A 14,256-nucleotide genomic window follows, 5' to 3' on the forward strand; every position below is an offset into this window, starting at 1 on the left:
CAAACAGGCAAACCTTGGCATCAGGCATCTTCGAGTATCGGTCGGGCAGCCACGGAAGGCCGGACGAACCTGACGCAATCAGCCCTCTTTTGAGACGGCCTGCGAATCCTCATGGATGTAGTCGTCCGGGTCGATGGTTCCACGCCAGCGGCCGATGGCCTTGAGGCCGTGGTACATGACCAGCGTTGCCACAGAGCCGATGGCGATCCCGTTGAAGCTGACCCCGGCAACCGCGAAGGTGAAGTCCGCGATGCCCACGATCATGACGACGGCACCCACGGTCATGTTGACGGACTTGCCGAAGTCCACCTTGTTCTCCACCCAGATACGGATACCAAGCATGCCGATCATGCCGTAGAGCATGGTGGTGACCCCGCCGAGAACGCCGGTGGGAATGGTGTTGATGATGGCCCCGAACTTGGGGCAGAGGGAGAGCAGGAAGGCGAAGATTGCGGCGCACCAGTAGGCGGCCGTGGAGTAGACCTTGGTGGCGGCCATGACACCGATGTTCTCCGCGTAGGTGGTGGTGCCCGAGCCTCCGCCCAGTCCGGCCAGAGTGGTGCCCAGTCCGTCGGCCATCAGGGCGGTGCCGATCTGATCGTCATAATCGCGTCGGGTCATCAGGGCCACGGACTTGACGTGACCGATGTTCTCGGCCACCAGGACCAGGACCACGGGGATGAACATGGCCAGGACGGACGGGTCGGCCTGAGGGGTGTGGAAGTGAGGCAGACCGAACCAGGCGGCCTTTTCCACAGCTGCGAAATCTACCTGGCCCTGGGTGACCGCAAAGATATAGCCGACGATGACTCCCAAAAGGATGTTGAGTCGGCCGATCAGACCTTTGAAGAGCACGGCTATCAGCATGACGGCCACCAGGGTGACCAGGGCGGTCAGCGGGGCCGATTTGAAGTTCTTCCAGGCCGAGGGGGCCAGATTGAAGCCGATGATGGCCACGATGGCACCGTTGACCACCGGCGGCATGATCATATCGATCCATCGCGAACCGGCGAAGTGGACGATCAGGCCGATCAGGAAGAGCAGGGCGCCGGTGACCATGATCCCGAAGGAGGCCACGGCCAGACCCTTGTGGGCGGTGGTCACTGCCAGGACCGGGGCGATGAAGCCGAAGGAGCTGCCCAGGTAGGAGGGCAGACGGTTGCGGTTGATCAGCAGGAAGAGGGCCGTGGACATGGCCGTGAAGAAGAGGGTCGTAGAGGGGTCGAATCCGGTCAGAATGGGGACCAGGAAGGTGGAGCCGAACATGGCTATGACATGCTGGGCACCTATGCCAGCCGTACGTGGCCATGTGAGTCGCTCATCGGGTTCCACCACTTCGCCCGGAGCCAATGTTTTCCCGTCGCCGTGCAGTTTCCAGCCCATGGACAATGCCATTTCACTGTGCTTTCTCTCGTGCGCCGTGCCGGTCACGGCGGACCGGAATCATCAGTATATTCGCATGGGAGGACCCGAAATGGCCTACAGGACGGAATGCCTCACTGATAGGTGGGCATGTTCTCGAAGTTGAAGCCGATGGCAGCCAGCTGCTCGCGACCCTCAGGAGTGATCATGTCCAAGGTCCAGCGCGGCGACCAGGTCCAGTCGATGCGGAACTCTTCGACCAGACCCGCCAAAACGCTGGCACACTGGTCCTCGATCAGGTCAGTCAGCGGGCAGGCCGGCGTGGTCAGGGTCATGGTGATGATGGCCCTTCCCAGTTCGTCGATTTCAATGCCATAGACCAGCCCCAGGTCGACCACATCGATGCCCAGCTCGGGGTCGATGACCTGGTGCAGGGCCTCCCTGACATCCTCCGCGGTGGCCCGGCCGATGTCGTCGACGGCCTTGAGAGGGATGGCCTCCTCAGCGGCAGCCTCAGCATCAGCGGCATTCTGGGCCGCGGTTTCCTCGCTATCTGCGACCGGCTCGCTGCCCGAGGTGTGGTCATTCGAGCCCTGGTCCGCTGACAAACTTTCAGGGGTGACTTCAGGGGCGTCTTGGTCGGCAGGCTGATTGTCAGACTTGGCCAAACCGGACTTCTTGTCCGCCTGACCGTCGACCTGCCGCATGGAACCGCCCTCGGCCGACTTCAGAACCGTTTCCGCGCCCAGGGGATTGCTGGCCAGAGCCTGTGCCGTGCCAGGATCGCTGATGGCCCTGCCCACCGAGGCCAGGATGGAGTCCTGGGGTTCGGGCACCAAATTCGTATTGCCACTCATACCTGCTCCTCCTTCTCACCTTTGTCGCTCTCTCGCCCAGCTGACAGGGCCTGGGCCACCGAGGCCTTCATACCCTCCCAGCCCAGCAGGGCGCACTTGATTCGCATGGGATACTTGGACACGCCCTGGAAGACCATGGCATCACCAAGGGCGTCCCGCGCCTTCTCGTCCTCGATTCCAGCGCCGCGCGATTCCATAAGCTTACGAAAGTCGGCGGCCAGATCCATGGCATGGTCAACGGTCTGCCCCTGGACCAAATCCACCATGATGGACAGACTGGCCTGGCTGATGGAGCAGCCTGAACCCTGCCAGACGATTCGCTGGATGAGGTCGGGACCTCCCTGCTCGCCAGGCGCCACCTCCACATGGATGGTGGCCTGATCCCCGCAAGTGGGATTGAACTGGTGGGACTCGGCAGCCAGGCAGGCCTCGTGCTCCACCCTGATGGTCACGCCGTCACCGTCAGAGTCTTCTCCCCCATCAGCCTGATCCCCTACACGCCCGTGAGGATCGCGGGCTGCGTCCAGGATCACCTCCTGGTACATCTGCTCCAGTTCCTCGTCATCCATCCCGAAATCCGCCATGTCCTTAAACCTACCAGTATGTCTTTGTCAAAACCGTCAATGTGCTTCAGGTGAAGACTCTCAGGCCACCCGGAAGAACTTGCGGACTCCGGAGACGGCGTCCAGCAAGGCATCCGTGTCGGCCACGGTATTGTACACGCCGGTCGAGGCCCGGTTGGAGGCCATCAGACCGAAGTGTCGATGGACCGGCTGAGCGCAGTGGTGTCCAACGCGGATGGCAATGCCGCGCGAATCCACATACTGGCCCACGTCATGGGGATGGACCCCCTGCACGTCGAAGGCGACCGTGCCGATCCGGCCCTCGGGAGTGGTCGGCCCGAGGATGCGTACCCCGTCCAACGCCCCCAGCCTCAACAGACCGGCGGTGATGGCTTTCTCGTGTTCGGCTACGTTCTCCATGCCCAAATCCATCAGCCAATCGGCAGCTGCGCCAGCACCTATCATCTGGGCCACCGGCTGGGTGCCGGCCTCGAACCGGGCCGGAGGATCCATATAGCTGGCCGGACGGTCCAGATAGGCCAGTTCCACCATGGATCCGCCGAACGATGCCGGAGGCAACGCCTCAAGCAGTTCTCGGCGGCCATAGAGGAAGCCCACGCCGGTGGGGCCATACATCTTGTGCGCACTCCAGGCGGCGAAGTCCACATCCATGGCGTGCAGATCGATAGGCAGGTGAGGCACCGACTGGCACACATCCAGCACCACCAGGGCACCCACCTGATGGGCACGGCGGACGATGGGCTTGATGTCAGTGATGGCACCTGTCACATTGCTGACGTGGGTGACGGCGACCACCTTGGTCCGCTCGGTGATGACCTGGTCGGCGGTATCGGCCAGAATACGGCCCTCCGGGTCCAGATCGAAGTACTTGAGGACTGCTCCGGTCCGGTAGCAGAGCTCCTGGAAGGGCAGGAGGACCGAGTGGTGCTCGGCCTTGCTGACCACCACTTCGTCGCCAGGCTTCAGGGCGAACCGACGTGCCGCCTTGCCTCCGCGGCCCAGGCTGGCGTTGCCGAAGGCGGTGGCCAGCAGGTTCAGAGCAGCTGTGGCCCCGGCGGTGACGACGATCTCCTCGCCGCCCTCCTGGCCCTCTGCGCCGACCAGGGCGGCCACGCGTGAGCGAGCATGCTCGAAGGCCATGGTGCTGCGGGCGGCCAGTTCGTGGGCGCCCCGGTGCACCCCGGCGTTGTCCTTCAGGTAGAAGTCCCGAACGGCATCGATGACCGCCAGTGGCTTCTGGGCAGTGGCAGCCGAATCCAGATAGACCAGGGGGTGGCCATGCACCTGCTGGTCCAGAATCGGAAACTGCTGCCGAATGCTGTCATCAATGACCATTACGGACCTCTTCCCTTATCCTCAGGCCAGGGCTGATTCGGAATCGGCGCCCTCGGGCAGGTACTGGTCGTACCCGGTTTCCTCCAGGGTGTCAGCCAGCTCGGGACCGCCGGTCTTCACGAAGCGACCGTCGGCGAAGACGTGGACGATGTCAGGCTTGATGTACTTGAGGATCCTGGTGTAGTGGGTGACCATGAGCACGCCCATACCGGTGTTCTCCTTGGCCCTGTTGACCCCCTCGGAGACGATGCGCAGGGCGTCTACGTCCAGACCGGAGTCGGTTTCGTCCAGGACCGCGAACTTGGGCTTGAGCAGCTCCAGCTGCAGGACCTCGGCCCGCTTCTTCTCGCCGCCCGAGAAGCCCTCGTTGACGGAGCGCCGGGCGAACTTGGGATCCATGCGCAGCCGCTTCATGGCATCGTTCAGATCCTTGGTCCACTGGCGGATGGCCGGGGCCTTGCCGTCGACCTCGGTCTTGGCGGTACGCAGGAAGTTGGTCATGGACACGCCGGGCACCTCGACCGGGTACTGCATGGCCAGGAAGAGCCCGGCCTTGGCCCGCTCGTCCGGGGTCATCTTGAGCAGATCCTGCCCATCCAGCAGGGCCTGGCCCGAATCCACCTCATACTTGGGATGGCCGGCCAGCGTGTAGGCCAGGGTGGACTTGCCGGACCCGTTGGGCCCCATGATGGCGTGGGTCTCGCCGGAGTGGACGGTCAGCGTGGCCCCCTTGAGGATCTGCTTGCGACCCTCCTTGGTCTCCACTGAGACGTGCAGATCCTTGATTTCCAATGTGGACATGTCAGTTCTCCTCCAAAACGTGCTGCATCTCTTGATCCTCGCCGGCCGCCAGCCTGCGGTCGATGACCCCCATCAGGTGCCCGGAGACGCTGGGGACGTCGATCTCCTCCACCAGTTCGCCGAAGAAGCCTCGAACCACCAGCTTGCGGGCCTCCTGCTCGGGGATGCCGCGGGACTGCAGGTAGAAGAGCTCCTCGTCGTCGAAGCGTCCGACCGAACTGGCATGGCCTGCCCCGATGATGTCGCCGTTCTCGATCTCCAGGTTGGGCTCGGAGTCGGCGATGGCCCCAGGGGTGAGCACCAGGTTCCGGTTGAGCTCGTAGGAGTCGGTTCCAGGCGCGGTGGGCTGAATGAGCGCGTTGCCCACCCAGGTGGTGTGCGCGCCGATTCCGTCCAAGGCCCCCTTGTATACCACACGGGACTTGCAGTTGGGATGGTTGTGCACCACCATGGTCCGGTGCTCCATGTGCTGGCCGGGATCGACGAAGTAGATGCCCAGCATGTTCAGGTCGCCCTGCTCGCCGCCGAAGTCCTGGTCCATGCGCAGCCGCACCACATCGCCGCCCAGGCTGACCACAGAGTGGCGCAGGGAGGCCTCGGCTCCCAGGTGAATGCGGTGGTTGCCTACATGCTTACTGCCCTTGTCCCACTCCTGGATGAAGGTGGTCGACATCCGCGAATTGTCACCGATGTCGATTTCAACGCCCTCGGCAAGACGCGCCTGACCCTGGTGCTCGACCACCAGATCGGCCTTGGTGCCCGCCTCTGCCTTGATGACCAGGTGGAAGGCATCCAGCTCGGGGCCACCGCCGATGACGCGAACCAGCACGGGCTGATCCAGAGTGCCCTTGAGGTTGACCACGGTCGCCTGCTTGCCGCTGGCCCACTCCACAGCCGCTGCTCGGTCGCTGGGCTTGAGGACGGTGCCACAGGGAGCCTGATCCATGGGAATCCGGCTGAAGCTGACCTGATCCGCGGGCGGTTCGGACCCGTCGATCATGGTGACTGAGACCTTGGTCAGACCGCTGGGTTTGAAGACGGTGAAGAACTCCTCCATCCGGTCGATGGGGGTGAACCGCCAGTCATCCTGCTTGCGGGTGGGCATGGGGAAGTCCTCAGGATCGAAGGAGCGGGGCTCCTTGTCGGCGCTGGACGGCATGGTGGCCGGGAAAGCATAGGGATCATTGGGATCCGCGTGCGGAATGGTTACTTCGCTCTTCTGTGACATCAGCCTACCGAACCCTCCATCTGCAATTCGACCAAGCGGTTGAGCTCCAACGCGTACTCCATGGGCAGCTGCCGGGAGATGGGCTCCACGAACCCGCGCACTATCATGCCCATGGCCTCCTTCTCCTCCAGGCCGCGGCTCATCAGATAGAAGAGCTGGTCCTCGGAGACCTTGGAGACGGTGGCCTCGTGGGCCATGGAGACGTCGTCCTCGCGAACATCTACATGCGGGTAGGTATCCGAGCGGGAGTAGTCGTCCACCAGCAGAGCGTCGCAGACCACCGAGGAGGAGGACTTCTCGGCGCCCTTGATGATCTTGACCAGGCCTCGGTATGCGGCCCTTCCCCCGTTGCGGGAGATGGACTTGGAGACGATGGTGGAGGAGGTGTGGGGTGCCAGGTGGATCATCTTGGCGCCCGTATCCTGATACTGGCCCTTGCCGGCGAAGCCCAGGGAGAGGGTCTCGGCCTTGGCATAGGGCTCGGCCAGGATGCAGGCCGGGTACTTCATGGTGGCCTTGGACCCGATGTTACCGTCCACCCACTCCATGGTGCCGCCCTCACGTACATAGGCGCGCTGGGTGACCAGGTTGTAGACGTTGTTGGACCAGTTCTGGACCGTGGTGTAGCGCACACGGGCGTGAGGCTCGACCACGATCTCCACGTTGGCCGCATGCAGGGAGTCGGTGGAATAGATGGGCGCCGTGCAGCCCTCCACGTAATGGACGTAGGAACCCTCGTCGGCGATGATCAGCGTGCGCTCGAATTGGCCCATGTTGGGCGTGTTGATACGGAAGTAGGCCTGCAGGGGGATGTCCACATGGACCCCCTTGGGCACGTAGACGAAGGAGCCGCCCGACCAGGCCGCCGTGTTCAGGGCGGCGAACTTGTTGTCGTCCGGAGGGATGACCGTGGCGAAGTACTTGCGGAAGAGGTCCGGGTACTCCTTGAGGGCTGTATCCGTATCCAGGAAGATGACCCCTTGCTTGCGCAGGTCGTCGCGGATGGAGTTGTAGATGACCTCGGACTCGTACTGGGCGGCCACTCCGGAGACCAGCCGCTTCTTCTCGGCCTCGGGGATGCCAAGCCGGTCATAGGTGGTGCGGATGTCGTCAGGCAGGTCCTTCCAGTCCTTGGCCTGCTCCTTCAAGGGCTTGACGTAGTACTTGAAGTCGTCTGCATCGAACCCGCTCAAATCCACGCCCCACTTGGGCATGGGCTTCTCCATGAAGGCCCGATAGCCCTTGAGACGCATCTGCAGCATCCAGTCAGGCTCGCCCTTGTCGGCCGAGATGGCCCGGACCACGTCCTCGTCGATGCCCTTGTGGGCGTTGCGCCCGGCATCGTCGGAGTCGTGCCAGCCATAGGTATAGTCGCCGAACTCGGAGATGATCTGGTCGTCTTTTTTGATTTTCTCTTCATTGACGCGGGAGCGGTCGGCCACATACTGGCTCATTTCCACATCCCGCGATGTGTCTGTCCGCTGCGAGGTGCTGTCCACGAGCTGAGACCTCCTAACACACGCATGGCCGCCATATGCGGCCGATCACACCATTACAGGATAACCGGGGCACTGGTGAACCGCCAGACCCGGGCTTACGCTCTCTAAGGAATCCGACCCCTCCTCTTGACAAAGCGCCGATATGGACAATCGCCCGCCTCCCTATGAGAGGGAAACGGGCGATCATAGCGAAAGAGTACGCAAGGAATCGACCTCAGGCCGCCTCCTGGCCTCCGTGCTCCAGGCTGGCCTTTACCAGGCCGGTGAAGAGGGGGTGCGGCTTGGTGGGCCGGGACTTGAACTCCGGGTGGGCCTGGGTGCCCACATAGAAGGGGTGCTGGTCCTGGGAGAGCTCCACGAACTCGGTCAGCTGCCCGTCCGGGCTGGTGCCCGAGATGTGCAGGCCGGCCTTGTCCAGCCGCTCCTTGTAGGCCACGTTGACCTCGTAGCGGTGGCGGTGACGCTCGGAGATCTCGGTGGAGCCGTAGAGCCGGGCCACCAGCGAATCGGGCTTGAGCACTGCCGGGTAGGCGCCCAGCCGCATGGTGTGGCCCATGTCGCCATGGCCGGCGACGATGTCCTTCTGCTCCTCCATGGTGGCGATGACCGGGTTCTCGCAGTCGGGCTCGAACTCAGAGGAGTTGGCGTCCTCCAGCCCCAGGACGTGGCGGGCGAACTCGATGACCATGGACTGCAGTCCCAGGCAGAGACCCAGGGCGGGCAGGCCGGTCTCACGGGCGTAGCGCAGGGCGCCGATCTTGCCCTCGATTCCGCGGATGCCGAAGCCTCCGGGGACCACGATGCCGTCGACACCCTCCAGGGCCTTGCGGGCACCATCCATGGTCTCGCAGGTGTCGGCCGCCACCAGCTTGACCTGGACCTGGGACCAGTTGGCGAAACCGCCGGCCTTCAGCGCCTCGATGACCGACAGGTAGGCGTCGGGCAGGTCGATGTACTTGCCCACGATGGCGATGGCCACCTTGGTACGGGGGTTATGGACCCGGTCCAGCAGGTCCTCCCACTCGTTCCAGTCGACGTCGTGGAAGGGCAAACCCAGCTTGCGCACCACGTAGGTGTCCAGACCCTCCTTATAGAGGATCTTGGGCACGTCGTAGATGCTGGGCGCATCCACGCAGTTGACCACGCCCTCGGCATCCACGTCGCACATCAGGGAAATCTTGTCCTTAATGCCCTGGTTGAGCGGCCGGTCCGAGCGCAGCACCAGGGCATCGGGGGCGATGCCCAGCTGGCGCAGGGCCATGACCGAGTGCTGGGTGGGCTTGGTCTTGAGCTCGTGGGCGGCGGCCACGTAGGGAACCAGGGAGACATGGACGAACATGCAGTTGTCCGGGCCGATGTCCCGACGCACCTCGCGGGCGGCCTCCATGAAGGGCTGGGACTCGATGTCTCCCACAGTCCCGCCGATCTCGGTGATGATTACATCCACGTCGTCGCTGGCCTGGGCCCGCATGCGGCTCTTGATCTCGTTGGTCACGTGAGGAATGACCTGGACACACTGGCCCAGGTACTCCCCCGCCCGCTCTTTGCGCAGCACGGACTGGTAGATCTGGCCGGTGGTCACGTTGGCCTTCTGGGAAAGGAAGACATCGGTGAAACGCTCATAGTGGCCGATGTCCAAGTCGGTTTCGGCCCCATCCTCGGTCACGTAGACCTCGCCGTGTTGGAAGGGGTTCATGGTCCCCGGATCGACGTTGATGTAGGGATCCAGCTTCTGTTGAAGAACGCGGATTCCGCGGCTTCTCAGCAGTCGGCCCAGAGATGATGCGGTAAGTCCCTTGCCCAGTGAAGAGACCACGCCGCCGGTGACGAAAATGTGTTTGGTGATATGCCCTTGCGAATTTCCATGTTCTCTGACCATGGAACTTCAGCCTATCAGGCAGGAGCGACCAGAAACCGGCCAACACTCGAGAAGGAAGGTCGGATTCAGGGACGGTTCAGATGCAGGTGGTCGGCCAGGTAGCGGCCGGTCACCGAATCCGGGTTGCGGGCCACGGATTCAGGGTCGCCCTGGGCCACGATTCTTCCGCCCCGATCACCGCCCCCCGGGCCCATATCGACCACATGGTCGGCGTTGGCGATCATGTCCAGATCGTGCTCGATGAAGACAACCGTGGCCCCCTTGCTGACCAGACGTTCCAGCACTCCGATCAGGACGCGCACATCCAGGGGATGCAGGCCGGTGGTGGGCTCGTCCAGGACGAACATGGAGCCATTCTGCCTGCGGCCCAGCTCGTTGGACAGCTTCAGCCGCTGGGCCTCCCCGCCAGACAGGGATGGGGTGTCCTCCCCCAGGGTCAGATAGTCCAGACCCAGGTCCTTCAAGGTCTGCAAGCCTCGGCGGATGGCTGTGTACTCGCGGCCCTGTGCGAAGACCTCCAGGGCCCGGCCCACCTCCATGGCCAGCAGATCGGGCAGGCTCAGCGGCTCCTGGTGGGACGGCGTGGACAGGCGATAGTGCTCGGCCTCCGGACGGTATCGACGACCCTGACAGCTGGGACAGGTGATGGGGATGTCGGGCAGGAACTGCACGTCCAGGCTGATCTGCCCGGTTCCGTCGCACTGTGGGCAGCGCAGGGATCCGGTGTTGTATGAGAATGCCGAGATGCCGAGCTTGTCCTTTTTCGCCTGGTCAGTGGCTGCAAAGAGGCGGCGCAGCCGGTCCATGAGCCCCGAGTAGGTGGCCACCGTGGAGCGCACGTTGATGCCGATGGGCGAGGAGTCCACCAGGCGAACCCTGTCGATGCCCGCCGGATCCAGGCTATGCACATGCTTGGGCATGGGGTGGCCTTGGATGCGGGCCTGAAGGGCCGGGACCAGGGACTCCAGGATCATGGTGGTCTTGCCGGAGCCGGATACGCCGGTCACAGCCGTCATGCACCCACGAGGAATGGCCAGATCCAGAGGGTGGACCGTGTGAATGGGTCCTGACTGCATGCGGATCCACTCATTCCCTGCAGGCATGGGATGCCGGTCCCGTACCAAAACGGACTCGCGGCCATCCAAAAAACCGGCGATGCGTGAATCCTGATCAGCGGCGATTTTTTCAGGGGTCCCCTGGGCAAGTATCCTGCCGCCGCGCTCCCCTGCTCCGGGACCCATTTCGATCAGATAGTCGGCTGATTGCAGAACCTTGACGTCGTGGTCGACGAAAACCACCGAATTGCCGTCGGCCAGCAGGTCGCGCATGACCCCTATCAGCCCCTCAAGGTTGGCAGGATGCAGGCCGGTCGAGGGCTCATCCAGCACATAGAGCACGCCGGTTGTCTCGTTACGCACGGCCCTGGCCAACTGGGCCCGCTGCCGCTCCCCTGTGGACAGGGAGGCGCTGGAGCGGTCCAGGGTCAGGTAGCTCAGTCCCAGCTGGATCAACCGCCTGCCCATCTCGTCCAGGGTCTTGCAGAGGGCCGAGGCCATGGGCCGCATGGGTTCGGGTAGCATGGGCGGCAGCTTCCGACCCCAGTCCAGCACCTTATCCAGGGGCCATGAGGTGACCTCGGCCAGGTTGTCCCCGTTGATCTCGGGCAGACGCGCCCGCTGGTTGAGCCGGGTACCCTTGCAGTCCGGGCAGGTCCGTTCGGTCAGGAACTTGGCGACCTTGGCCAGGCGCTTGTCGTCGTTGGCCCTCTTGAGCTCCTCGGTCACCGTCAGCCGTGCGTTGCGGAAGGTGAAGTCCAGCTCGTGGACACCCTTGATCGAAGTGATGGTGATGTGCTTCTTCTCGGCCGGCCCCTCGAAGACGATCTTCCGCTCCCGATCGGTCAGATCCCGCCAGGGCACGTCGGTGCGGACTCCGAATTCGCGAACGATGTCGGGCTGTACGTTGAAGCCGAAGGTCCGCCAGGGCACCACGGCCCCCTGGTCGATGGTCAGGCTGTCGTCGGGAACCAGGGTGGCGTCGTCCACCTCGCGCACCGTCCCGGTCCCCTGGCAGGTGGGGCAGGCTCCCAGGGAGTTGAAGGCCAGCTCCTCGGCGCTGGGAGGCTCCACCGTAGCACCGCAGATCGGGCAGGTGATGGGCATCTCGGCCGCCACAGCCAGGGTGGGCTCCTGGCGATGGCCATTGGGGCAGACGTGGCTGGCCAGCCGGGAGAACATCAGCCTGAGCACGTTGAGCAGCTCGGTGGCGGTGCCGAAGGTGGAGCGCATGCCGCCCACGCCCGGGCGTTGACGCAGGGCCAGTGCGGGGGGCAGGAAACGCACCGAGTCCACCTGTGGGCGCTGGGCCTGGGTCATCCGCCTCCTGGTGTAGGTGGACAGGGATTCCAGGTAGCGCCGGGAACCCTCGGCATAGAGGACCCCCAGAGCCAGGGAGGACTTGCCGGAGCCTGAGACACCGGCGATGCCCACCAGGCGGTTCAAAGGAATGTCGACATCCAGATTGCGCAGGTTGTGGACCCTGGCGCCGCGGACAAGGATGGCCTTGGGCGGTGCGGGGAGTTTCCTGCCGGTCTCCCCGCTCTCACTCATGCGTTCTCCAGCAGGTGGGCCACAGCTTCCAGGGCCAGCCGGTAGCCGTAGAAACCCAAGCCGGTGATGGTGCCGGTTGCCACCGGCGAGATGACGCTGCGTCGGCGGAAGGCCTCCCGGGATGAAGGATTGGAAATATGGACCTCCATCAGCGGCAGCCCTGCCTGGGTGACCTGGACGGCGGCATCGGCAAGCCCATAGCTGTAGTGGGTGAAGGCGGCCGGGTTGAGCACTACGGCACTGCCTTGGTCCACGGCCTTATGCATCCAACGGATGACCTGGCCCTCGTCATCCGATTGCAGCACCTGGACATCCAGACCCAGCTGCCGACCCCAGTCTTCGCAGTCCCGGGTCAGCGTCGCCAGATCCTGACGACCGTAGACATCGGGGTCGCGCACACCCAGCCGACCCAGGTTGGGTCCGTTGACCACCAGAACCTTCCGCCTGCCCTTGTCGGCATCCGCCATCTGTCATCCCTCCTTGCGTATGGCCTGGAAGGCCTCCTTGAGCGCCGAGACCGGCGGGTCGTCCAGGTGGGTGGGTTTGCCCAAACCATCAAGAATGATAAACCGCAACTTGTTGCCACGGGCCTTTTTGTCCCGATGCATGAGGGCAAGCACCTGGTCGAAGTCTCCCCCATTCCACCAGGTTCTCAGTCCCAGCGAAGACAGAAGCCGCCGATGATAGTCGACCGCCTCCTGATCCAGGTGGCCGGTGATCCTGGCCAGCTCGGCTGCGAAGACCATGCCCACGGACACGGCCTGACCATGCCGCCAGGTGAAATGTTCGATCTTCTCGACGGCGTGGCCCAGGGTGTGCCCATAGTTGAGGAACTCCCGCAGGCCGGACTCCTTGAGGTCCACCGAAACGTGCCGGGCCTTGACCTCGACGGTGCGTTCGATCAGATCCTGGACCACCGTGCCCAGCCATTGGTCGGACTCCTGACCGTCAAAGGCGCGTAGGGATTCGGCCCGCTCCTCCAGCTCGCGCAGGATGCCGCCGTCCATGATGAAACCGGACTTGGCCACCTCGCCCAGCCCCTCTACGAAAATCTCATTGGGCAGGGTCCGCAGGGTCCGCAGATCAGCCAGGACGCCGGCAGGAGTGTAGAAGCTGCCGACCAGATTCTTGCCCTGCTCCAGGTTGATGCCGGTTTTGCCGCCGGTGGAGGCATCTACCATGGCCAGTAGGGAGGTGGGGCAGTTCACATAACGGATGCCCCGCATCCAGGTGGCGGCGATGAACCCGGCCTGGTCTGTGGCCGCTCCCCCGCCCAGCCCCACCACGGCGTCGGAACGGGTGAAGCCTTCGGTTGCCAGGCGCTCCCAGATGCCCTGGCTGACCTGGATGGTCTTGCCGGCCTCCGCGTCGGGAATGGTCAGATCCACCACCTGATACCCGGCCTGGCGGAGCAGGGCCCGGGCATGGTCGGAATGGCGCTGGACAGGCTGGGTATGAATCAGGGCCACCCTCATGGTCTGGTCGCCAAGCAGCTCATGCAGTCGCCCGGTCACCCCGGCGCCGATCCTCACATCGTAGGGGTCGGGACCGCTGACGTGAACCACCCGCTCAGTCAGGGCATCGGCCAGCCGTCTGGCCAGGGCACGGGGGGTGGTGTTCCTGGATTTGAGGGTGATGGTGGCCAGCTCCTGATAGACGCTGCGGCGCTCGCGATAGAGAGCCATCCAGCGCTCCGATGCGCCGCCGCGAAGAAGGGGGCGATGATCCGACCGTGCCGCCCGGCTGACCCCCTCCTCCGGGTCGATCTGTAGGTAGACCACAGCACCGCCTGCCCGCCGATAGTCCTGCAGCGCCTGGAAGACCTCGGTGCTCATGGGAGCCCCTCCCCCCAGGGACAGGATGCCGCCGGGGAAATCCTTCAAAAGGTCCTGGATCGCCCGGGTCTCCATTTCACGGAAAGCCTGCTCGCCCTGAGTGTCGAAGATCTCGCTGACCGACCGACCTGCTTCTTGTTCGATGCACTGGTCGGTATCCCGGAAGGGCGCCTTGATCAGGGCGGCCGTCTCCCTGCCCAGCCGGGTCTTGCCCGCACCCGGCATGCCGATGACGACGGCCCTGGGCATACTGCTGCTTTCAATCAT

11 protein-coding genes are annotated in these 14,256 nt (G+C 63.9%); all 11 read right to left on the minus strand.

Going from position 1 to position 14,256, the window contains the following annotated elements:
- Positions 1–78: 78 nt before the first annotated feature.
- A complete protein-coding gene (locus H3S97_RS05695; RefSeq protein WP_198219916.1) occupies positions 79–1,395 on the minus strand; it encodes a uracil-xanthine permease family protein in 1,317 nt (438 codons plus the stop codon).
- Positions 1,396–1,496: 101 nt separating this feature from the next.
- On the minus strand, positions 1,497–2,219 hold the full coding sequence (locus tag H3S97_RS05700; protein WP_198219917.1) for a metal-sulfur cluster assembly factor: 723 nt from the start codon (positions 2,217–2,219) through the stop codon (positions 1,497–1,499).
- A complete protein-coding gene (sufU, locus tag H3S97_RS05705; protein ID WP_198219918.1) occupies positions 2,216–2,803 on the minus strand; it encodes a Fe-S cluster assembly sulfur transfer protein SufU in 588 nt (195 codons plus the stop codon). The genes H3S97_RS05700 and sufU overlap by 4 nt, the downstream gene beginning before the upstream one ends.
- A 60-nt stretch (positions 2,804–2,863) precedes the next feature.
- Positions 2,864–4,138, minus strand: coding sequence for a SufS family cysteine desulfurase (locus H3S97_RS05710; RefSeq protein WP_198219919.1), 1,275 nt, complete (start codon positions 4,136–4,138; stop codon positions 2,864–2,866).
- Positions 4,139–4,159: 21 nt separating this feature from the next.
- Positions 4,160–4,939 carry a Fe-S cluster assembly ATPase SufC gene (sufC, locus tag H3S97_RS05715; RefSeq protein ID WP_198177736.1) on the minus strand — a complete coding sequence of 260 codons (780 nt, stop codon included), beginning with the start codon at positions 4,937–4,939 and terminating at the stop codon, positions 4,160–4,162.
- Position 4,940: 1 nt separating this feature from the next.
- Positions 4,941–6,167: a Fe-S cluster assembly protein SufD gene (gene sufD / locus H3S97_RS05720; RefSeq protein ID WP_198219920.1), complete on the minus strand. Its 1,227-nt coding sequence runs from the start codon at positions 6,165–6,167 to the stop codon at positions 4,941–4,943.
- On the minus strand, positions 6,167–7,621 hold the full coding sequence (sufB, locus tag H3S97_RS05725) for a Fe-S cluster assembly protein SufB (protein ID WP_081581024.1): 1,455 nt from the start codon (positions 7,619–7,621) through the stop codon (positions 6,167–6,169). The genes sufD and sufB overlap by 1 nt, the downstream gene beginning before the upstream one ends.
- Before the next feature lie 259 nt (positions 7,622–7,880).
- On the minus strand, positions 7,881–9,545 hold the full coding sequence (locus tag H3S97_RS05730) for a CTP synthase (RefSeq protein ID WP_198219921.1): 1,665 nt from the start codon (positions 9,543–9,545) through the stop codon (positions 7,881–7,883).
- Between the two features lie 65 nt (positions 9,546–9,610).
- On the minus strand, positions 9,611–12,154 hold the full coding sequence (locus tag H3S97_RS05735) for an excinuclease ABC subunit UvrA (RefSeq protein ID WP_198219922.1): 2,544 nt from the start codon (positions 12,152–12,154) through the stop codon (positions 9,611–9,613).
- A complete protein-coding gene (gene aroQ / locus H3S97_RS05740) occupies positions 12,151–12,621 on the minus strand; it encodes a type II 3-dehydroquinate dehydratase (protein WP_198219923.1) in 471 nt (156 codons plus the stop codon). The genes H3S97_RS05735 and aroQ overlap by 4 nt, the downstream gene beginning before the upstream one ends.
- A gap of 3 nt (positions 12,622–12,624) precedes the next feature.
- A complete protein-coding gene (locus H3S97_RS05745) occupies positions 12,625–14,256 on the minus strand; it encodes a bifunctional shikimate kinase/3-dehydroquinate synthase (protein WP_198219924.1) in 1,632 nt (543 codons plus the stop codon).

Source organism: Bifidobacterium choladohabitans (assembly GCF_016102005.1).
Classification (GTDB): Bacteria; Actinomycetota; Actinomycetes; order Actinomycetales; family Bifidobacteriaceae; genus Bombiscardovia; species Bombiscardovia choladohabitans.

Coding starts and splice junctions, on each gene's coding strand:
- H3S97_RS05695 (WP_198219916.1), bottom strand. CDS start 1,395: ATGGCATTGTCCATGGGCTGGAAACTGCACGGCGACGGGAAAACATTG.
- H3S97_RS05700 (WP_198219917.1), bottom strand. CDS start 2,219: ATGAGTGGCAATACGAATTTGGTGCCCGAACCCCAGGACTCCATCCTG.
- sufU (WP_198219918.1), bottom strand. CDS start 2,803: ATGGCGGATTTCGGGATGGATGACGAGGAACTGGAGCAGATGTACCAG.
- H3S97_RS05710 (WP_198219919.1), bottom strand. CDS start 4,138: ATGGTCATTGATGACAGCATTCGGCAGCAGTTTCCGATTCTGGACCAG.
- sufC (WP_198177736.1), bottom strand. CDS start 4,939: ATGTCCACATTGGAAATCAAGGATCTGCACGTCTCAGTGGAGACCAAG.
- sufD (WP_198219920.1), bottom strand. CDS start 6,167: ATGTCACAGAAGAGCGAAGTAACCATTCCGCACGCGGATCCCAATGAT.
- sufB (WP_081581024.1), bottom strand. CDS start 7,621: ATGAGCCAGTATGTGGCCGACCGCTCCCGCGTCAATGAAGAGAAAATC.
- H3S97_RS05730 (WP_198219921.1), bottom strand. CDS start 9,545: ATGGTCAGAGAACATGGAAATTCGCAAGGGCATATCACCAAACACATT.
- H3S97_RS05735 (WP_198219922.1), bottom strand. CDS start 12,154: ATGAGTGAGAGCGGGGAGACCGGCAGGAAACTCCCCGCACCGCCCAAG.
- aroQ (WP_198219923.1), bottom strand. CDS start 12,621: ATGGCGGATGCCGACAAGGGCAGGCGGAAGGTTCTGGTGGTCAACGGA.
- H3S97_RS05745 (WP_198219924.1), bottom strand. CDS start 14,256: ATGATTGAAAGCAGCAGTATGCCCAGGGCCGTCGTCATCGGCATGCCG.